This is a genomic window from Wolbachia endosymbiont (group A) of Scambus nigricans (assembly GCF_947251485.1).
Lineage (GTDB): Bacteria > Pseudomonadota > Alphaproteobacteria > Rickettsiales > Anaplasmataceae > Wolbachia > Wolbachia pipientis.
Window position 1 is genome coordinate 535324 of sequence record NZ_OX366356.1, and the last position, 21718, is coordinate 557041.

The window sequence follows — 21718 nt, forward strand, 5'->3', positions numbered from 1 at the left end:
TTATAAACCACAGTTAGCACCTTGACCAAGGTTTTTCTAGAAAGCAATCTACCAGAAAAGGTTTCCATGAAAAGGACTATTATAATATATCATCTACTTGAATTATAGCTCTTTTTACAATAATCCGAACAGACCGTAATATGCTACTGGCCTGCTATAGCCATAAACACATATCTTATCGCATTCGGACTATTATAAGAAAGGCTATAAACTGGGAGATAGAATAAGTAAAAAATATGAATGACATAACAACAAAGCAAGTCATATCCTTATGGGATGCACAAGTTGGTGGATTTTTGCCGGATAAAAGAGAAATGGAGATTGATAATATTTTTTTAATCTAATGCTTCAATGTTTCCGACATAGGAAAAGTATCATCTTTACTTTCTATAGAGGAAGGCACACTATTTTGATTATCATCACCATCAATTGGAGTAGTAGGGTGCATTAAAGCAACTTTCATAACTTCATCAATATTCTTAGCAAAAACTACGTTGATCCCCTCTTTGATGCTTGCCGGAATCTCTTGCATATCTTTCTCATTTTCACTTGGTATAATCACAGTTTTGATTGATCCTCTGAGCGCTGCAAGCAATTTTTCTCTTAAGCCCCCAATAGCTAAAACTCTACCACGCAATGTCACTTCGCCTGTCATAGCAACATTTTTGTTAACTGGTATATTCGTCATAAGAGAAACAATAGACGTACATACCGCGCCGCCAGCAGAAGGGCCATCTTTTGGTACTGCACCCTCAGGTACATGTAAATGTATATCATTATTTTGGAACTTTTCGGGCTTTATACCAAAAAACAAACAATTTGATCGAATATAACTATACGCAGCTTTTATAGATTCTTGCATAACCTCTCCAAGCTTTCCTGTGTATTTTATTTCTCCCTTGCCCGCAATTAGGACTGATTCTATCATCAAAATATCACCACCTGTTTCAGTATAGGCGAGCCCAGTTACTATTCCTACTAAACTCTCATTTTCCGCAATGCCAAAGGTATATTTACGTACCCCTAAATAATCTTGTAAATTGTCAACCCCTACGGATATTTTCTTATTTTTATCAGTCAATATTTCTTTAACTGCCTTTCTCATGAGCTTTGCAAGCTCCCTTTCCATACTCCGCACACCACTTTCACGTGTATATAAACGTATCAACTCGTATAACGCCTCATTAGTTATGTCCCATTCCTTCTGATACAAACCATGCTCCTCCTTTAACTTCGGAATAAGGTGGTGTGTAGCAATACTGATTTTTTCATCCTCAGTATACCCGGACAATTGTATAATTTCCATCCTATCACGCAAAGGATGTGGTAAATTTAAGCTGTTTGCCGTAGCTACAAACATTACACTTGAAAGATCAAACTCAACTTCCAAGTAATGATCCGTAAAGTGTTTATTGTGCTCAGTATCTAAAACCTCAAGTAATGCAGATGCAGGATCGCCACGCGAATCAGAACCCATCTTATCTATTTCATCAAGCAGAAAAAGCGGGTTGCATGAATTAGCTTTTTTCATGTGTTGAATGATTTTACCAGGCATCGAGCCAATATAAGTTTTCCTATGCCCTCGTATCTCAGACTCATCACGCACACCACCAAGAGCTATGCGAACAAAATCTTTTCCTACTGCTCTTGCCATAGACTTAGCTAAAGAAGTTTTACCAACACCTGGCGGTCCAACTAAGCAAAGTATAGGACCTTTTATCTCTTTTACTCTTTTTAATACCGCTAAAAATTCTATTATTCTATCTTTTACTTTCTCTATGCCATAATGATTTTCATCTAAGATTTTCTTAGCTGCATTTAAGTTAATTTTTGCACCTTTGTACTTTCCCCATGGCAACTCAAGCAACCAATGCAAGTAACTAGATATAACTGTAGCTTCAGGAGAAATGGGATTCATTTTCTTGTATCTCTTCAAATCAGTTATAGCTTTCTCTCTTGCTTCCTGAGAAAGCTTTGTTTCATTTATCTTTTTTTCAAATTCATTGAGTATATTCCCTTCATCACCATTCTCAAATTCGCCTAATTCTTTCTGTATAGCTTTCAATTGCTCGTTAAGGTAGTAAACTTTCTGAGTGCTTTCAACTTGCGATTTAATTGTCTTATATAAACGGTTTTGTGCGTTCAAAATACTCATTTCTCTCTCAATAAAAGCAAAAGCTTTTTTTAAACGCTCTTCTGGGTCATAAGCCTCAAGTATACTTTGTTTATCTGATACTTTTATATTTAAATGTGAAGCTACCGTGTCTACAAGTTGATCAACTTCTTTGATTTGATCAATGGAGTTAATGGCAACCTCGGGTTGATTTTTCTTGTTTAGCTTACACCAGCTATCGAACGCGTCTACAACAGACCGCCTTAAAGCTTCTAAATCAATATTGTCTTCATCTTCTTTATAATAATTGTCTAACTCTACCCTGGCTTGTAATAAAGTATGAGAGCTAATATATTCTACAACTCTTCCCCTTCTTATCCCCCGGATTATAACTTTTACTGCATTGTCAGGTAATTTTATTAACGGTTGTACAATGCTTGCTAGCACACCTACTTCATAAAGATCTTCAGGCTCTGGATTATCAACAGAGCCATCTTTCTGTGCTACAAGAAAAATCTCATTTTGGTGATTACTACTACTTATTGCATACTCTAGTGCATTAACAGATTTTTCTCTGCCTATGAATAAAGGCACCATTATATTTGGAAAAATTACTACATCTCTTAAAGGTAATACTGGCAATGCAGTAAAAGTAGAGCTTACAGCACGTTCAATGTTCATAATATATGCCTCAAATTAATCATTAACCGTTATAACATTGCCATTGTTATTATGATTAACCGTTGCTTTTCCTAATTCTACCATTTTCTTAGTGATCACTATAGTGCTACCTTCAAAGCCTCCGTTTCCAGATGTATACATAATGTCAAGCAAAAGTGACTCCAAGATAGCACGTAACATTCTTGCACCTGTTTTGTAGCTTATAGCCTTTTTAGCAATAGCTGATATTGCTTCATCTGAAAACTCAAGGTTTACTTTGCTAAACGCAAGCAATGCTTTGTACTGTTTTATTAGTGCATTCCTTGGCTCTGTCAACACATGTATTAAATCTTCATGATCCAGCTCATCTAAAACAGCAGTTATTGGAACCCGCCCTACAAATTCGGGTATTAAACCGAATTTGATTAAATCTTCAGGTTGAACATCATGTAAAGCATTCTTTTTCTTTTGCTCTTTAGACTGACTTATATCTGCTCCAAAGCCAACTGACGTTCCCTTTTTTCTCGCTTCAATAATTTTATCGAGGCCTTCAAAAGCTCCTCCACAAATAAACAGTATGTTACTAGTATCCACTTGTATAAACTCTTGTTGTGGGTGTTTTCGCCCTCCTTGTGGCGGAACATAAGCAACTGTACCCTCCATAATCTTAAGCAGAGCTTGCTGGACCCCTTCACCTGAAACGTCACGGGTTATTGAAGTGCTTTCAGATTTTCTTGTAATCTTGTCTATTTCATCTATAAACACTATACCACGCTGTGCTTTTACAACGTCATAATTTGCAGCTTGTAATAAACGCGACAACACGCTTTCTACATCATCACCCACATAACCTGCCTCAGTTAAAGTTGTCGCATCAGCCATAGCAAATGGCACATCTGAAACTTTAGCAAGTGTTTTGGCTAGCAAAGTCTTACCAGAACCAGTGGGACCAATAAGCATTATATTTGACTTCTCGATTTCAATATCACTTATAGCATGAAATTGTACCATGGATTGACAATGGTTATACATAGCTACAGATAAAACGTGTTGCGCGTGTTCTTGACCTACAACATGCTTGCTGAGAAAGTTTTTTATATCCTCAGGTTTCTTTAGTAATAGCTTCATACCAGATATACGATCTGAATTAAAAGATCTATCTTTCTTTTGACTTATTGCTTTATGGGATAATTCTATGCACTCATTACAAATAAACACCTTTAAACCATCCGAAGAGTTAGTAATCAATTTATCTACTTCATCTTGCGCCTTGTTGCAAAAAGAACAGTAGTGTAAATCATTATTGTTATCCATTAACCCACCTTTTGTTTAACTTTAATATTTTCAATTTCAATATCTGTACGCTCAGCTATCACCCTGTCAATTAAGCCAATTTTCCTTGCTTCTTCAGGATCCATGAATTTATCTCTTTCCATCATTCCTTCAATTTTCTTCAGTGAATTTCCAGTATGTTTTTCATAAATTTGATTTAGTTTTTTCTTAACCCGCAAAATTTCATTAGCATGTATTTCTATATCAGTTGCTTGACCATGATAACCACCAGATGGCTGATGTATCATAATTCTTGAATGAGGTAGAGAGTAGCGCTTACCTTTTGTACCAGCTGCAAGCAATAAAGAACCCATAGACGCAGCTTGACCTATACATAAAGTTGAAACGTCTGGGTTTATATACTGCATTGTATCGTAGATCGACAAACCAGCAGTTACAACACCACCTGGTGAGTTGATGTACATACAAATGTCTTTATCGGGATTTTCCGATTCTAAAAATAAAAGCTGTGCTACTATTACACTGGCCATATTGTCTTCAATAGGACCTGTTACAAAAATTATTCTTTCTTTCACTAGTCTTGAATATATGTCATAAGCGCGCTCACCGCGACTAGTTTGTTCAACTACAATTGGTATAAGAGTCATACCTTTTCCTATTAAATATTATCAAATAATTCCTTTAATTCTTTCACAGAAACAATCTGCTCTTCTTTACTAACTTTTTCTATTATATAATCTGTCACTTTATACTCAAGCGCTTGCCCTCTAACTAATTCTTGAAATTGTTTATTTGATTCAAAATGCTTAAGTACTCTGTCAAATTGCACATCTTTACTGACATATTGATTTACAATAACACTCAAAACATCATTTTGAGTTAATGATATTTTATGTTCTGCACTAAATTTCATAAATAACATAGCAAGCTTTACACGTTTTTCAGCTTCTTTACGAGAATCATTTTGAGCACCCAATTCTCCTTCCATTCTTTGTTGTTCCTGTTTTACTATGTCTGTGGGTAAATCAAAACTATAATTAGCATCCAAATAATCAAACAGCTCCTTTTTAATTAAGAGATTTCTCATTTCGGTGCACTGATCACCAATCATTTTTTTTGCATGATTTATTAGCAAAGAATAATCTTTAAACCCAATACTCTTAGCTATTTCATCATCATTTTCAAAATCTTTGGCAATTTGAATCTCATTAACTCGCACAGAAAAATCAGCTTCCTGTCCTGCAAGGGAAATGGCTTGGTAATTTTCAGGAAATTTCAACTTAAAGTTCTTTGTTTCTCTCTTTTTCATACCAATTAATTGATCTTCAAAACCATTAATAAATGTGCCAGACCCTAAATTAACGGCAAAATCTTTGCTACTTCCACCTTGAAAGAGCTTATTCCTAATCCGCCCTTCAAAATCAATTATCAATTTATCTCCATCTTTCGCTTGATAAGAAGCATCATCAACAGAGGCAAAATTGGGGAACTTTGTTTTGATAGAATCAATAAATTCTTTTATATCTTCCTCTTCAATCTTTGCTTCAATTTTCTTTAAGTTTATTTTGTCAAGATCTATCATCGGTACTTCAGGCATCGACTCAAAAGATAGCTTGTATACAAAATTGCCCTCCTCATTTTCTTTGCCCAGATCTGGTAATGATATAACATCAACCTTAGGATAAACGTGAGACTTGACTTCAATTTTTTTCATCAAATCACTTGAGCAATAATCAATTGTATTGTTTATCACATATTCCAAAGCCTCGTTTTTATAATTTGCAACAACAAGGTCATAGGGCATCTTTCCAGCCCTAAATCCAGGTGATTTTGCATTTTCTGCTATCTCTTGCAACCTGGAATTTACCTTTTGTTTTATATAATCACTACCAACTGTGATTTCATACTCATACTTTAGTTTATCTATACTAAGCTCTTTGTAGGTATATACGCTACTTACTTCGACTGTATTTTGAGGTATATTATTAGACATCATAACTCATTTATTAACATTTTAATTCATATCTTAATAGAGTCATTTTACCAGAATTTAAGTTAAACACAACCCTTAAGAACAGGTTTTTACACAAACAAAAGTGTATTTAGTGATTATAAATTTTCCCTTAAAACCTAAGTTACATGACTTTAAAGTGCGGATAGAGGGACTTGAACCCCCACGAGCAAGCTCACCAGGACCTAAACCTGGCACGTCTACCAATTCCGCCATATCCGCAAGAAATTTTCAGTACCCTATTGTAGGTATTCCATTAAAAATATTCAAGGTTTAAAGTCTTACTTAATTTATGGTATTTACACAATCAAAAAAGCTTATTAACATTTCTTAATGAAAGCTCTAAACCCTGAAAATCAATAATGAGATTAATAACAAGCTTCTTACTCGCAATTTTTTTGATTACACAAAGTGGTTGCACAACCCTTATAATAGGTGGTGTGGTGGCTACAGCGACAGCAACAGCAATAACAATGCAGGACAAATCCTTGGGAAATATCATTGATGATACGACTATGGTCATCAGAATTAATAAGGGGCTCTTAAAACATGGGCTATTTTCATCCATAAAGGTTAAAGTAAGTGAAGGAAGAGTATTGCTCATTGGAAGTGTTGACACTCCTGAAAAACAACTTACAGCAGAAAAAATAGCTTGGCAGCAAAAAGAAATTAAAGAAGTGATAAATGAAATAAGAGTAATACCAATTCAAATGGCTTCCATGCTAGACACCACTGTAGATGGCATGATAACAGCGGAAATAAGAACAAGACTCCTGGGAAAAAGAAATATTAAGTCAATTAATTATAGCGTTAATACGGTTGATAGAGTTGTTTATTTGATGGGTATAGCCCAAAATAAAGCGGAATTAAAAGCTGTAATAGCAATTGCAAGAAAAGTAAAGGGAGTAAAACAAGTTGTAAGTTATGTACGATATAGGTACAGTAAGTTACGCCATTAGGCAAAAATCGCTTTCAAATTATAACATTTGTACAATTGTGACAATAGGTAGAGAACATAAATGAAAGTTGCCTTTCAGATGGATGAAAATATAAATTTTGAAACTGACACTACATTCGTGCTAATAAAGGAAGCACAAAGGAGGAAGCACGAAGTTTTTGTCTATGCTCCTAACAATTTAGCACTAAAGCTAAACCATCCAATTGCTCTGGCTCAGAAAGTCAGCGTTGATGATTTTAGTTTTATCTCTAAAGAGGATGTAGCAATCAACTTGAATGAAATGGACATCATATTTATCAGACAGGATCCACCCTTTGATATGCGTTATATTACAACAACATATATCTTAGAAAAAACCAGCGCATTGGTAATTAACAATCCAACAGAAATAAGAAATTGTCCTGAAAAATTGATAACTTCATTATTTCCAGAGCTAATTCCGCCAACTTTGATTACTGAAAATATATCAATGATTAGAGATTTCTACTACAACTATCAAGATATTATTCTGAAGCCATTGTATAGTTATGGAGGAAACGATGTGATAAGAATACAAGATGAGAATAGTATTCAAGTAGTAGTGGATCTCATGATAGCAAAATACGAATGCCCTGTGATTGCACAATCATTTTGTAAAAACATAGATAAAGATAAAAGAATATTGCTACTTTATGGCCAACCAATTGGTGTAATGAAACGAATTCCCAAAATCAGTGGAGAGATCAGAACAAACATGCGACTTGGAGCAAGTTTTGAGCCCGCTCAAATGAACGATAGAAACAATGAAATATGTAACAAAATTGGTCCTGAATTAAAGAAAAGAGGGCTAATATTTGTTGGTATTGATATTATAGATGACTTCCTGCTCGAAATTAACACAACTTCACCCACGGGAGTAGTTTATATCAATAAATTGTATAATATATCGCTAGAAAAGGATCTTTGGGACGTGTTTGAAGAAAAAGCAAGCAGCCATCAACTAAACCTGTGAACAATCACCTTAACAAACTCAGTAGTCCCATTCTTTATCCCTGTTTTTTCTGTACTATTGGTCATATCACGCAATTTTTGAGAATTATTTAATAGATCAAATAGTACCTCTGTTAGATTTTTTTTTGCTTCACTATTCTGCTTAACTATTATAGCTGCTCTCGAGTCTTCAATATATTTTGCGTTATAAAATTGGTGATTATCTTTTGAGTAAGGGTAAGGAATATATATAGCAGAACGCCTAGCAAGAGTGATCTCTGCTATTGAAGTTGCTCCTGCTCTGCTAATTACCAAGTGAGCATTGGCCAGTCTATTCTCCATATCATCAAAAAATTCACTCAATTCACAATCGATCTTTTCACTTTTGTATAGACTTTTGACCTTGTTTACATTTTTCTTCGTACATTGCTGCGTCACTCTAATTTTCTTTTTCATTTTAATAGGTAAATCACAAATTACGCTGCTTACTACATCATCAAAGAAATTTGCACCTTGGCTGCCTGCTATGACCAATATATTTAGGATTTTCTCAGTGCTAGAATGGCTCTGTGCTTTTATATCAACAAAATTTCCTGTAAAAATACATTTATTGCCCTCTGCATATTTAGTCTCCGGAAAGCTGGTTGCAATTAATTTTGCACTCTTGAAAAAGAATCTATTTACTCTCCCTAAAACTGTGTTTTGTTCATGTAAAATTATAGGTATAGAAAGAACTCTTGCTGCAAGAAGAGTTGGAAAAGAAGCATAGCTACCAAAACCAATGACCGATTTTGGTTTTAATTTTCTTACTTGATACAGTGCTAACATAGAGCTGTATATCAAGAAAAGGAAAAACTTAAATTTGTTGCTGCTTGGTTTACGTAATGGTAAGGTGTAGCTTTCTATGTCGGTATTTTTATTTGTTTTTTTATCAGTGAATAATATGCAATTGTATCCTTGTGTCTTTAGTGCTTTTGCTAAAGCTATGGCCGGAAAGATATGCCCACCTGTGCCACCTGTTGCTAAAATAATATCCATCTGTAAATAATAAATCCTAGATTGTTAACTGTTATTTAACAATTTGCACGTAGAATTTTATTAAGCGTCATGATAGTTGAGTTAAAAATGCCTAAAAGTAATAGTAAAAAAGAACCTAATGAGAAAAATAAACCTCAAGAACAAAGAGAAGGCAGAAGCGGAGGTTTTTTAGAACTGCTAAAAAATATAATAAAGATTCTTTTCAATTCGGTCATTGACCTACCTGAGCACGAGCAGCATAATAAAATGAAAAGCACTAATCTACAACAAGGTTTGGATACTAAAGGAAAAGGCCCAGAAGATCTTCATCCAAAGGCAAAGCTTGAAGTTAAAGAAGCAGCTAAGGGATTGAAAGAAGAGTTACAGAATTCTGATGCTGGTGGTAATCAATCTATTGAAACTAAAGTGCCTAATCAAACTACTACTCAAGACATTGACAACTCTAAAACGATGGAACGTTAGTTCAACTATTTAACATCTGCAGCAAGCACTGATTCATGTATCATCTCTGAAATGGTTGGATGAGGAAAAATCGTAGATTTTATGTCGAAGTCTGTTCCTTCTAGTTGCTTTGCAAGAGCAAAATTGCTAATTAACTCCGTTACTTCTGCACCTATCATGTGGCTACCCAGAATTTCTCCGGTTTTTTTATCTATAATCGTTTTCACTAACCCTTCAGTTTCACTGAGTGCAACAGACTTACCATTAAAGTTAGAGTGAAATTTTCCTATTTTTATATCATACCCACCTTCTATTGCCTGTTCCTCAGTAAGGCCGATGCTCGCTATTTGTGGATGAGAATAAGTGCAATTTGGTATGCATTCTTTTTTTAACGCATGAGCATTTTTACCAGCAATCTTTTCAATGCAGATCACGGCTTCATGGCTCGCTTTATGTGCTAAACATGGTGGGCCAGCTACATCACCTATTGCATACACATTTGATTCACTAGTTTCATACCATTCATTCGTTTCAATAAAGCCAGAAGGGCTTAATTTAATTTTTGTATTTTCTAAACCTATATTTTCAATATTTGCTTGAATTCCAACCGCAACAATCACCCTCTCAAATTCTTTGCTCTCACCACTACTTAGTAGTACTTGAGCAGAGTCTTTACTTTTAGTAAGAGCTTTTACGTTACTGCTTGTATATATTTCTATCCCCTGTTTTGTGAATATTTCTTGTGCTAAATCTGAAATGTCCTTATCCTCCAGCGGCAAAATAGTGCTCTTTATCTCTATGATTGTTACATCAACACCCAAAGTACTATAAAAACTTGCAAATTCTATTCCAATTGCACCAGACCCTATAATTAGTAGCGATTTTGGTAATCTCTCTGGAGTCATAGCGTGCTGCGCATTCCATATTAAATCTCCATCTGCCTCTATTCCAGGCAGATTCCGTGCCCTCACGCCTGTTGCTAAAATGATATGCTTGGAAACAATTTCTTGTTCTTCCTTATCGCTAACGACTTTTATAGTACCATTGCCTGCAAGTTTACCAAAACCTTGATGAACTTTGATATTATTTTTTTTCATCAAATATGCAACACCGCTTGACAATTTATCAACAACGTTTCTTGAGTATTTCACTATTGATTGTATATCAAAATTCGCTCCCTTTACTTCTATACCAAACTCTTTTGATCTTTTTATTAGCTTATAAACCTCAGATGCTCTAAGCAGTGATTTTGTTGGTATACATCCCCAATTTAAGCATATACCGCCTAAATTTTTTTCTTTTTCCACAATTGCAGTTTTAAACCCAAGCTGTGCCGCCCTAATTGCCGCTATATAACCACCAGGACCGCTACCTATAACCGTAATATCATACTCATTCATCAGTTTTCTTCGTATTCAAAAAGATTATATATAACAGATGGAACCCATACAATCAATGGTCTGTCATCTACCGTCTTAAGAGTCAAGATAAAAGTTGTTATTTTTTATCATGGCATTTAAACAAACGATAATTTTTCTCATGACAGCAACTAATGCAACCTTAGCAGCTTTGCCAGAATCAACCAAACGCTGATAAAACGCTTTCATTTTTCTGTTGTGGCGCATAGCAACAAGAGCTGACATGTATAGTGCTTTCCTTGCATAAAACCTGCCTCCTTTGATTTGAGCTTTGCCAACTTTTCTTCCACTTTCACTAGTTTTAGGTGCAACTCCAACTAAGCATGCAATTTCTCTATTCTCTAATCTACCAAGCTCAGGCACCTCTGTCAGTAGAACGCTCGCCGTCTTTGATCCAATACCTTTATAGCTGATTAAAAGCTCATTTTTTCCTTTCAATTCAGCTATTGCATCTTCTATGTCTTGCCTAATTTCTTTCAATTGTTTTTCAGCAAACCCTATCTGTCTTTCTATGTATTCTCTAGCTTTTCCCGTCGCACTTTGCAGGCGACACTTGTTTGCATGAATTGCATCATTTAAATTACGCTCAACTGCCCCCAGCTCCTTTAATTCCTCTTGCTTTTGTGAAATTATACATCCTTTTACTTCACCGTCTTTACTGACAAATTCAGCGTATTTTTCCAGTAATTTAGCATCTAACTTGTCAGTTTTTGCAAAATGATTGCAAGCTTTGGCAAATGCATATACCCGATTCGGGTGAGCTTTATGGACAGTTATAGCTCTTTTTACAATAATCCGAACAGACCGTAATATGCTACTGGCCTGCTATAGCCATAAACACATATCTTATCGCATTCGGACTATTATAAGAAAGTCTATAAAAGCTGTAAATTGCACCATATAAACAGTTATTTCAAGCAAAAGTTATGCCATTAAGAGCTATGCAACAAACATTTATATTTGTGGGTATAGCCTTTCTTATAATAGTCCGAATGCGATAAGATATGTGTTTATGGCTATAGCAGGCCAGTAGCATATTACGGTCTGTTCGGATTATTGTAAAAAGAGCTATAATAGTAAGATCTAAATCCGATAGAGCATTGTTGGCACACCATCAAAAGTCGCCTCAGACCTCTAATGCATCAATGTACAAACTTACACCTTTTAGTTGGTAATACCATTTTAGACGTTTATCATTCGTTTTAGAAAATACTATAGTAGCGGAATGACGAATTTTTGTTTTTCAAATTGTCAGTAAATCTAAGTCAGTTTAGCTATATAAAACATAGTATAAAAAGAGCTATTTTAGCAAAATTTTAAACAAATAAAGTTAATTACTTCACAATTGATACCTTACGAGAAAAGCACATTTGATACAGATTTAAAATACAAGTTAACGAATTATTATGATTTTTACCAAGATAATAATATAGTAAGGTTTGGTATTGAGGTATCAAAATGGAAAAATACACCAACGTATGGTTTAATAAGAAAGATAATCATGATTGTGCAAATGATGGCACTTGCGGGCAATCTATAAAGGATTTTAGGATTGGTAATTCTGATATTTCTTTTTTTGATAGTAACAAAAACTTAATTGCCAAAGTACCTAAACTACCAAAGTATTCTAGGGATAAATATGGGCATCAATTGTATAAGGAAGCTGAGTCAAAGCAGTTCAATTATTTTTCCACAAATATACATGATGTTTTGTCTAACAGCTTTACCGTTAAATACGGGTATATAAATTGTACTATAAAATACGACAACTTATCTGAGCAGGAACAAAACAAAATAGAAACAGACATTAAAACTGCCTATGAAGCATTTAAAGAAAAGTTTTGCTTGAAAAATAGTAATGCAAGTTACAATATAACGGTTCACATTTTTAATAATAGAAGCGATTATACAAAGTATAACAATCTTCTCGGCTTAGATGAAGATGGTGGTTCAGGATATATTACACGAGGAGTAACAGATTGTCAGAATATTCTGACATATAAGCAAAGTGCCATGGATTTTGTTCTAGGTCATGAGCTAGGCCACATATTTCAATTGCGTTTTTCACCATCGGCAACAGTCCAAACTTTGAATATTCTGGATACTGAACTCATAGCGAATGTCATTGGACGAGAGGTAGAAGAAAAAAATTATAAAGCTATTTGCAAGCAGATGGGTGTAGATGAATATGAAGGCCATGGATGGATGTTTAAATTTAAATATAAAGGTACACTTTATAAATATCACAAGAACCTTTCAGAAGATGAAAAATTTCAAATTATACAACGTGTCAAGAATTCTGGACTAGATGAATATGAAGACCATGGATGGATATTTAGTTTTAAATACAAAGGCACCACTTATAACGTAAGATGCAAGTACTTTTCAGAAGAAGAAAAATTTCAATTTATCAAAGACATTAAGAACTCTCATGAATCGCTCGTTAGTGAATGTGATGGATTGGGGAATGAGAATACAGTTTTATCGATTCACGTTGATGAAAATAAGGAGATAAGTCGAATGTATTTTCGAAACTCCGACAAAAATATATTCAAACAGCTAGATAAGACACTTATAAGCAGAAGTAAGTCTGAAGAAGAGGTAAATGAAAACCGCACGAATCCAGAGCCAGAAGAAGAACAAAAAGGTGATGACTACACAGAGGTTACAGGAATGTTGCAATTTAAGTACAAAGGGACCAATTATGCTATACAACACAGAGGTTACCTTTTAGTAGAAGAAGAAAAACTTCGATTGATTCAAGATATAAAGAACTCTCATGAATCGCTCGTTAGTGAACGTTATAGATTAAATGAAGGGTCATTAAGTCAGAATGCAACTGTAGTAATTTTTGTTGATGAAAACAAGGACATAGAGAAAATGTATTTTCATAATCCAGACAAGAATATGTCCAAATGGTTAGATAAGACACTCATAAGCAGAAGTAAGCCTGAACAAGATGTGGATGACACAGCAGGAAAAGAGCCTGAACCAGAATCAGCCGAAGAGGATACTCAGCAACCAAGTAATTTCTTATCCAATATTTTTTCAGCAATTAAATCCATTATTGATTCTATCTCATCACTCTTTTCATGGTTATTTGGGTCGAAAGAGAAAGAGTCTAATCAACAATCTGATGATAATCCTTCTTTGTTTAAGCTCGATGCTAATGAGTTAGATCACGAAGTTAAGCCTGATGCCAATGAGTTAGGTCACGATGTTAGAGATCACTTATCAGACAATTATAACCATTACAACTCATCTGATGGGCTAATGTAATATAGCTAATTTACAGTATCTGTTCAGATGCATGGCTAATGCTGAAACAAAAATTCCAGTGCCCCTGTGATGTCATTCCAGTGCTTGACACTGGAATCCAGCTTTTAATCGAAAATGTTGTATAGTACACGATCAAATTTTCTGGATCCCAGTGGGCTTTGTTGCATCGCTCAAGTGAAAAGAACTGGCAGTTACTGACAAAATTCATTATAAATAGCCATTTAACTGTTGAAGAAAAAATATGCCACAAAAAATGAGAGTCAGTAACTGCCATGAATATAACAAATTTCTCCAAGAAAGAGGAAGCATTTTTTGTTATATCAATGACGCCATAGAAAATTGGTACGAGAATTGTCCAAAAATGCAGGGCGGCAACTATATTTATAGTGATAAAGTTGTGATTTTGGTGCATATAATCGTCAGTTTCTTTAGAATTGGTTTAAGACAAACAGTCGGGTTTATAAAAGGGTATTTGCAACAAATAGGAAGAGGTTTGGCAGTTATCAGCTATTCACAAGCATCAAAAAAAACTTAATATTAAGATCAATGATTGCAGAAAATAATATGGAAGATATCGAAATTGCTATAGACAGTACAGGAATTAGTATATACAACAACACACAGTAAGGAAAATAGCACTGACAGAAAATATCGTGGCTATGAGCAAACGAGAAAATTGCACGTAATGTTGAATATAAACAACAAAAAAGCCATAGCTGTAAAATACAGTAACGGCTGATCACTATGGAGCTTGTGATTTGCTAAAAGAAGTTGATTTTCAGCATGCCATAAAAGCACTATATGCAGATAGAGCATGTGATAGGCACAAGTTTTATAAGTTGTGTAACGAATATGATATAAAGACAAAAATTCCACCAATAAACAATGCGGCAGAACATCCAGAAATAGATTATATGTCTGACAGGAATGCTGCTATTAGGTTAATAAAATTATACGGTGAAGATGGCATGAAAGAATGGAAAAAAGAAGTAAATTATGGGAAAAGATCTTATATTGAAGGGTTTTTCTCAAGATTAAAGCAAATATTCGGATTTAGTTTTAGGAATAAATCTGAGATAAATCGAGAAAAAGAACTGCTAATCAAATGCTATTTGCTTAATAAATTCACTGATATTGGTATGGCTAAATTTGAGACAGTTACATGAATTTACCATAAATCACCATCTCATAAAGTGTGATGCAACAAAGCCATCCCAGTGTCAAGCACTGGGATGACACCCTCCTTATGGACCAAAATCACAATGTTCGTACAGTTGTGGATTCATTCGCGGTATCTCGGCATAGATTCCGCTAACAAGTAGCGGAATGACGAATTTGTCGTTTTTCAGATTGTCGTAAGTCAGTTTAGCTATAGCATAATGCTATATTAATAAATAATCTATATAATACTATTAAATATAATAATTAAAATCTAAATTACTTTCTCTATAAAAGGAGAAATTTACCTTAATGAAAATACATATATATTTAATATTGTTTTTATTTTTTTCTTGCACTCAACTATATGCTGACGAGGAAATTGCAAAATTTGATTTACTTATTGGCGAGATAAATGAAGCAAGCTTCACTCTTAAAGGTGCAATAAAGGTTACAGTAGAACCAGGCTGGCACATATATTATAAAGATCCTGGAGATTTTGGCCTTCCCACGTCTATTAGTTACAAAGGTAATGCATCAGATATAAATATTCACTGGCCTATTCCAAAGGAACATAAAGATAAAGTAGGGAGAGAGACGTTTGTAAGTAACGTATATGAGGATATGGTATTATTTCCCTTTAAGATGAATATATTTTTAAATCAAGGGTATATTGACCTTAACTTCCATATAAATTATGCGATATGTAAAGATAGGTGCATCCCTAAAAATGTTGAGATAAAAATCAGGCAACCATTAAAGGATTTTATAGATTCTGATATCAATAAACTTATAAATGAGTGGTATGAAAAATAGAGTTCTCATGGGGTAGGTGTCATTCCAGCGCGTGACACTGGAATCTCATTTACTTTTTTGTTCACTATGTGAGGAACTTGGGCCTACAAGTATATAAACATAATGGTTTCGCATAAAAAATTTAGATCCCAGTGTCACGCACTAACTGTACGAACATTGAGATATAAGAGTAATTTGTACCAAGAAAAAAGATGTCATCCCAGTGCCCAGACACTGGGATCCAGATTGGACACTAAGTTGGTGAGTATAAAAGTAGCTAACCTTATGTTAAAACACAATATTTTTGGTGAGGGGTTGCATTAAAAGCTGGATTCCAGTGTCAAGCACTGGAATGACATCGTCTTAACATTGTACCATATTACAATGTTCGTACAGTTATAGCCTTTCTTATAATAGTCCGAATGCGATAAGATATGTGTTTATGGCTATAGCAGGCCAGTAGCATATTACGGTCTGTTCGGATTATTGTAAAAAGAGCTATATGTGTACGCTACTTGGATGACAAGAAAAGGTTTCTAGAATGACGGAAACGAATTCATACATAGAAAATAGGTTAGGTATTTTCAATTTTTGTTGTATACTCAAGTAAAAATCTCACTTTTACAGATGGATACAGTAAAGTTTGTTTTATTACTGCCAACAATATTACTCATGCTAGTTGCTGGTGTTTACCTATCGATTAAACTAAAATGGCTACAGGTATTTAGATTACCATACGCCCTTTCACTCCTTGGAGCTAAAAAAGGAGAAAATAAATTTTCTTCTATAGCCGCTCTGTTTACAATTTTAGGGGGAAATTTGGGAGTAGGAAATATTTCAGGAACTGCTGTTGCTCTAAAAACCGGAGGACCGGGCTCTATTTTGTGGATGGCGATAATTATTGTTATCACTTCTGTGATAAAATATGTCACTTGTTATCTAAGTATAAAAACCAGAAAGGAAAAGAACGGACGGTTTATAGGTGGCCCTGTAGCCTACATGGCTGATGCATTTAACTCTAGAAAAGCTACAATTGTGTTTCTAGTTGTTATGATAATGGTTTCAATAACAGTTGGTAACCTTGTTCAGGTAAATTCTCTATCAATATCACTTAACATGATAGATGTGCCTGTAGTCATTGGTGGCATTGTAATGGCCATAATGTTTTTTGTTGTTGCAGCTCTCAGCTTAAAAAAAATTAAAATTTTTATATCGGCTATGATACCGATAATGACGGTAAGTTACCTCACACTTTGCGGTATCATATTATTTAAATTTAGTGAAAATATTCTTCCTTCTCTAAAACTAATAACAAGCAGTTTTTTTACAACCAGTAGCTTTAACTCTGGTTTATCTTTAGGTTTGATTTTAGAAATGTTGACTATTATTCAAGTTGGAACTTTGCGAGGTATTTTTGCAACAGATATAGGGCTTGGCCTTGAAGGAATCGTACATTCTTCAATTGTTCCTAAGAAAAATAACAATAAATTTATTATTGAGCAGAGTCTAATTACGATAATATCGCCTTTTATAGTTGCGTTTATAGTGTTTATTACAACAATGGTACTGCTTGTCACAGATTCTTGGATTACTGATTTAGAGAGCACTAACGTGTGCATATTTGCTTTTAGAAAGGCAATGAATTGGCCTTATATTGACTATTTAATTATGGCCATAATGTTTTGTTTTGCTTTTACTACTATTTTTACTTGGTTTTTTTGCTCAAAACAGACAATACGCTATGTGTCCATGGATAATAAATACACTAAAATCTGGGTTGTAATTTTTACCTTGATTATTCCGCTTGGTGCGATAGGTAAAGTTCAATTGCTATGGGATGTTGCTGATATTTCGATCGCCGCTTTGTTGTTTATCAACATACTCGCTATACTCAAGCTAACCTCTCAAGATCCAGAAGTGTTTACTATGAGTGACAGATACTTGAAATTAGGCGCCAACTAAAAGTTGCCATCTAACACAACCTTCCTTAATAAAAATTCAACCAATGCTCGTGATAATTATATTAGCTAGAACTAAAGGCAGAGGGTTATTAGTGAGGGGTATATGAACACTAACGATACACAACAAGAACACATTTATAATGAGCGCATTCAAGAAATTTTTCCTTTATTTGGTAAAATAAAAAAGGAAGACGACCCAATTTATAATGCTAGAGTTGATTTTAACACAGTAAAGTTTTTAACAAAACACGCCAACTGGAATTGGGACGAAGAAGAAAACAAAGATAAAGCATATGGAGTTATTCTTCAGAAATGCGACAAGACAAAGAAAGCTGGACAAGACCTTGAAAGTGAAGTTAAAGAAAGGTTGAAAGAGTACGTTGATGATGTTGCAGGAGTTTCAATATACGGTAATCACGCAAGTATTACGCTGGGAAATAACAAAAAAGAGTTTAAAATCAGCGAATTTTTAAATAGTGATTTTTGTGAGAAGAATGAAATCTCGGGATTTTCAACATTGCATAGTGATGGAAAGAGCGGAATGCATGGTTTTGTTGCCGAGAAAGAAGGGAAAAAAATAAGACATTATGTCGTAACTGATGGTTCATATGAAATGACTTTAAAGTGGTATGCGGAGGGGAAGGAATGTAAGATCAAAATTAAGATTGATGCTAACGGTGTAGACCTTGTTAAAGGTGATGATTTTTCTCTAGAACGGTTAGAAGTAAACAGAGATGTAAAAATAGGTGGTTTATTCTTGCATGAAATACAATTCAGGGAGAAAGGACAAGGAAAAGCGAATGAGATGCAACATAATAAAGACAGTAACGAGCTATCATCTGAAACTACAACAAGAATTGATGTTAATAGAGGTGTTAGCGTTCAAGCTACTGATATAACTCAAAAAAAAGAAGACCACCATTCACATTTTGGACTACAATCTAACAGCAGAAGGCAGTCTTACGATAGCGGAATTGGAAAAGATTTTGACGATAAAATTAATTCTCAGGAGGCTAAAGAAAAGCGTGAGCTTAGACAAGCAGCACGAGAAGCAAATTCGGGAGGTCAAGTTTATAACCTACAATCGCTTTTTGAGGAGAATCCTCAGAACAAAAAAACTCCTCCGCCACTTCCGCCTAGAACTAGTTCACTACCACCTAAAAAAGGTGTTTTCGATGAGCAAGGGGGAGCCAAATCTGGAAGCCAAAAACCAGATGACTTGGGCGAAAATGAGCAAATACCTAATAATCAGCAAAAAGGTGCAACTTCTGATTCTTCAGATAGTTCTACTTTCACCAAGTCTGTAAGCCACAATCAAGATAATAGGCAAGAAGATGAACGGTATGACAATCCTACATTTGGACATGCTGTACCTGGAAGCCAAAAACCAGATAGAAGTGAGCAAACACCTAATGATCAGCAACAACCTAAAACCCAGCAACAAGAAGGAAATAGCAAAGGCGATCTGTTACAAGACATCAGAAATTTCAAGAAAAACAACTTACGGCACATTGATGTTGATGATAGAAAAGCATCAATTGCAGGAAGTAGAAAAAATAACCCATCACCGTTAGAGACATTAAAGGACATAATTCCTTATTCATCTTCTCCAGATAACAGTGATAACCAAGATGCTAGTGATGCTAAGTGGAAAGAAAGTGAACAGCTGCTCTCTGCTACAGCACTCAATAATAAAAGTGACTCGGGCTATTCATCTCCAACTCATGACAATAATGAACAATCTCAAGTAAATCCTGAACAGTTAAAGAAGAGCTTAGAGAACATTGAACAAAGTGATCAAACTCCACCTGAAAATCTTCTTAAAGAAATCAGAGATAGATCACAGCAGGATAATAGAGGATTAAGGCAAGTTGATCCTACTGATAAACTGTCACAAGATAAAGAAGATGGATTGCAAAAAGACGATTTAGCAGATGTAAAAATAATGGAAGGTCCAACTATTAGTGTCTCTGCTTCAACACCAAATAGTATAAGTGATTCAGGCTATATATCTCCAACTAATAGTGATAGTAAATCTCAAACAGATTTAAAACAGGTAGGAAGGAAATTAGAAGAACATATTAGACAAAGTAATCTAACTCTATTTGAAGAACTTAAAAATACATTAGGTCAAGAAAATCTCGGGTTAAAACCAGCTGATCAGAGTCAGATTAGCGAAGAAACTAAAAAACGCTTGAGAGAAGTTGGGTTGCTAAAAGACAGCTCAACAGACATAAAAGCAAACGATTCGGGCTATTCATCTCCAACTCATGACAATAATGAACAATCTCAAGTAAATCCTGAACAGTTAAAGAAGAGCTTAGAAAACATTGAACCAAAAGAAATCGGAGATACGAGTGAGTTAAAAGGAGCATTGGGAAACCCGGATAAAGGGTTAAGAGAACCGGCACAACAGGCTACTAAAGAAAATATTCCTAAAGATTCATTCTCAGAAAACATTTTAGAAAAGATAGGAGAAGGTAAACAATATGACCCTATACGTAAGTGGTTAGAAAAAACAGTGGCAGAACGAGAAAATAATGACACTAATCCAACTGTAGATAAAAATAGCGAACTATATAAATTACTAGAGAAAGATGAAGCACAACTGAAAGCTGGAGTAATAGAAGAAGAAAGAGGAGATACTTTAACAGAACACACTGATGGTTATGATCGCAATAGAATTGCATTAGCTAACAGAAATAAAAGACCACTAGATTGGGCTAAACAGGTTGCTGAGTCACAACAAAAAAAAGATACTAATAAAGGTATTTCAATATAAATTGAAGTTAAAATAATTGCTTAGCAAACAATAGGTTTCATGTAATGGTAACCCTATAACGGAAGAGTAGGAGCCGCGTAAGAACAATACGAACACTCCAGCTAGGCCTTGTATATTGCATCCCCCCGCCCTATTTTTCCACTCTTCTGATGCTAAATAATACTTAATTTCTTGTTCACTGAGACGTTTAAATTTCACTATTGTAACCACACTCCTGATATGTTGTTTAGATTGATCGGGAGTTAATAGACATACACTGGTGTATACTCTATGACTTCTTCCTGATAACAAGCGGATACATTTTTCTGCTTGCTCAACGTTTTCAGCTTTGAGCAATATCCTTCTACCACAAGCAACAACTGTATCAACACCAAGCACAAAATAATTTGGATTTAAACTTTGTATTTTCTCAGCTTTACTTTTTGCCATACGGATTGAGTAATCCTTCGGAAGTTCCTTTTTTAAAGGGGCTTCATCTATATCTGCTGGCAAAATTAAACCTGGCTCAATGTTTATTTGTTTTAGTAAAGCTATACGCCTTTTCGATGATGAAGCAAGAATAAGATTATTTAGAGATCGTTCTGTCACTTGTACCTTTAAGCCTTCTAATGATCCTACCCTTTCTCGCATTCCTATCGTAAATGCTCATCTCAACTAACACCCTATCCCCTATAATGATGCGTATTTTACTTCTTCTCACTTTCCCTGATACATGACAGATAATCTCATGTTCATTGTCCAGTTTCACTCTAAATTCTGCTGCAGGTAGTAAAGCAGTTACTGCCCCTTCCACTTCAAAAATTGTTTTCGATTTCTCGTCCTTTATCATATGTTATATTATA

Annotated in this window: 17 protein-coding genes, 1 tRNA gene and 2 pseudogenes; 8 read left to right on the forward strand and 12 right to left on the reverse strand. The window is 34.7% G+C overall.

Going from position 1 to position 21718, the window contains the following annotated elements; all coding sequences use genetic code 11:
* Positions 1-340: 340 nt before the first annotated feature.
* From lon to OPR46_RS03130, 5 genes are all read right to left on the reverse strand, one after another.
* Positions 341-2794, reverse strand: coding sequence for an endopeptidase La (lon, locus tag OPR46_RS03110; protein WP_265043991.1), 2454 nt, complete (start codon positions 2792-2794; stop codon positions 341-343).
* A gap of 15 nt (positions 2795-2809) precedes the next feature.
* Positions 2810-4087: an ATP-dependent Clp protease ATP-binding subunit ClpX gene (gene clpX / locus OPR46_RS03115; protein WP_265043992.1), complete on the reverse strand. Its 1278-nt coding sequence runs from the start codon at positions 4085-4087 to the stop codon at positions 2810-2812.
* Complete coding sequence (clpP, locus tag OPR46_RS03120) at positions 4087-4713, reverse strand: ATP-dependent Clp endopeptidase proteolytic subunit ClpP (protein ID WP_006280254.1); 627 nt, start codon at positions 4711-4713, stop codon at positions 4087-4089. Before clpP ends, clpX begins: the two co-directional genes overlap by 1 nt.
* 11 nt (positions 4714-4724) lie before the next feature.
* A complete protein-coding gene (gene tig, locus OPR46_RS03125; RefSeq protein WP_265044072.1) occupies positions 4725-6059 on the reverse strand; it encodes a trigger factor in 1335 nt (444 codons plus the stop codon).
* A gap of 158 nt (positions 6060-6217) precedes the next feature.
* Positions 6218-6299 (reverse strand) — tRNA-Leu (locus tag OPR46_RS03130).
* A 140-nt stretch (positions 6300-6439) separates the two neighbouring features.
* Here OPR46_RS03130 and OPR46_RS03135 point away from each other — a divergent pair.
* Entirely contained in the window at positions 6440-7036 is a 597-nt protein-coding gene (locus OPR46_RS03135) for a BON domain-containing protein (RefSeq protein WP_006279461.1), read from the forward strand.
* A 60-nt stretch (positions 7037-7096) separates the two neighbouring features.
* Positions 7097-8026, forward strand: a complete 930-nt coding sequence (gene gshB, locus OPR46_RS03140) for a glutathione synthase (RefSeq protein ID WP_007549071.1) — start codon at positions 7097-7099, stop codon at positions 8024-8026.
* Here the strand turns inward: gshB and murG are convergent.
* Complete coding sequence (murG, locus tag OPR46_RS03145; RefSeq protein ID WP_265043994.1) at positions 8011-9042, reverse strand: undecaprenyldiphospho-muramoylpentapeptide beta-N-acetylglucosaminyltransferase; 1032 nt, start codon at positions 9040-9042, stop codon at positions 8011-8013. The genes gshB and murG overlap by 16 nt on opposite strands.
* Positions 9043-9111: 69 nt before the next feature.
* Here murG and OPR46_RS03150 point away from each other — a divergent pair, with 69 nt between their 5' ends.
* Positions 9112-9504 (forward strand): hypothetical protein, encoded by a 393-nt coding sequence (locus tag OPR46_RS03150; protein ID WP_265043996.1) that lies wholly within the window; start codon positions 9112-9114, stop codon positions 9502-9504.
* Positions 9505-9509: 5 nt separating this feature from the next.
* Here the strand turns inward: OPR46_RS03150 and lpdA are convergent, their stop codons facing one another.
* The 3 genes and pseudogenes from lpdA to OPR46_RS03165 all read right to left on the reverse strand — a co-directional run bounded on the left by lpdA (position 9510) and on the right by OPR46_RS03165 (position 11937).
* Positions 9510-10883 (reverse strand): dihydrolipoyl dehydrogenase, encoded by a 1374-nt coding sequence (gene lpdA / locus OPR46_RS03155; protein WP_265043997.1) that lies wholly within the window; start codon positions 10881-10883, stop codon positions 9510-9512.
* A 75-nt stretch (positions 10884-10958) separates the two neighbouring features.
* Positions 10959-11678 (reverse strand): annotated as a pseudogene (locus OPR46_RS06970) (transposase); the annotation flags it as partial.
* Between the two features lie 136 nt (positions 11679-11814).
* Positions 11815-11937, reverse strand: coding sequence for a hypothetical protein (locus OPR46_RS03165; protein ID WP_265043999.1), 123 nt, complete (start codon positions 11935-11937; stop codon positions 11815-11817).
* Positions 11938-12359: 422 nt separating this feature from the next.
* Here OPR46_RS03165 and OPR46_RS03170 point away from each other — a divergent pair, with 422 nt between their 5' ends.
* Positions 12360-14180, forward strand: coding sequence for a hypothetical protein (locus OPR46_RS03170; protein WP_265044001.1), 1821 nt, complete (start codon positions 12360-12362; stop codon positions 14178-14180).
* Positions 14181-14190: 10 nt separating this feature from the next.
* Here OPR46_RS03170 and OPR46_RS03175 read toward each other — a convergent pair whose 3' ends face one another.
* Positions 14191-14388, reverse strand: coding sequence for a WPE palindromic element domain-containing protein (locus OPR46_RS03175; RefSeq protein WP_265044003.1), 198 nt, complete (start codon positions 14386-14388; stop codon positions 14191-14193).
* A 33-nt stretch (positions 14389-14421) separates the two neighbouring features.
* Between OPR46_RS03175 and OPR46_RS06975 the strand changes: the two are divergent.
* The 4 genes and pseudogenes from OPR46_RS06975 (at position 14422) to OPR46_RS03200 (ending at position 20876) form a co-directional block, all read left to right on the forward strand.
* A pseudogene (locus OPR46_RS06975) lies at positions 14422-15346 on the forward strand (IS5 family transposase).
* Between the two features lie 304 nt (positions 15347-15650).
* The gene (locus tag OPR46_RS03190) at positions 15651-16154 is read left to right on the forward strand and encodes a protein-disulfide reductase DsbD domain-containing protein (RefSeq protein WP_044471194.1); all 504 of its coding nucleotides are present in this window, start codon (positions 15651-15653) and stop codon (positions 16152-16154) included.
* Positions 16155-16760: 606 nt separating this feature from the next.
* Positions 16761-18095: an alanine:cation symporter family protein gene (locus OPR46_RS03195; protein WP_265044006.1), complete on the forward strand. Its 1335-nt coding sequence runs from the start codon at positions 16761-16763 to the stop codon at positions 18093-18095.
* Between the two features lie 102 nt (positions 18096-18197).
* On the forward strand, positions 18198-20876 hold the full coding sequence (locus OPR46_RS03200; protein WP_265044008.1) for a hypothetical protein: 2679 nt from the start codon (positions 18198-18200) through the stop codon (positions 20874-20876).
* Here the strand turns inward: OPR46_RS03200 and OPR46_RS03205 are convergent.
* Together OPR46_RS03205 and infA are read right to left on the reverse strand one after the other, a co-directional pair.
* The gene (locus OPR46_RS03205) at positions 20868-21464 is read right to left on the reverse strand and encodes a Maf family nucleotide pyrophosphatase (RefSeq protein WP_265044010.1); all 597 of its coding nucleotides are present in this window, start codon (positions 21462-21464) and stop codon (positions 20868-20870) included. The genes OPR46_RS03200 and OPR46_RS03205 overlap by 9 nt on opposite strands.
* On the reverse strand, positions 21442-21705 hold the full coding sequence (gene infA, locus OPR46_RS03210) for a translation initiation factor IF-1 (RefSeq protein WP_007550159.1): 264 nt from the start codon (positions 21703-21705) through the stop codon (positions 21442-21444). Before infA ends, OPR46_RS03205 begins: the two co-directional genes overlap by 23 nt.
* Between the last annotated feature and the right edge of the window lie 13 nt (positions 21706-21718).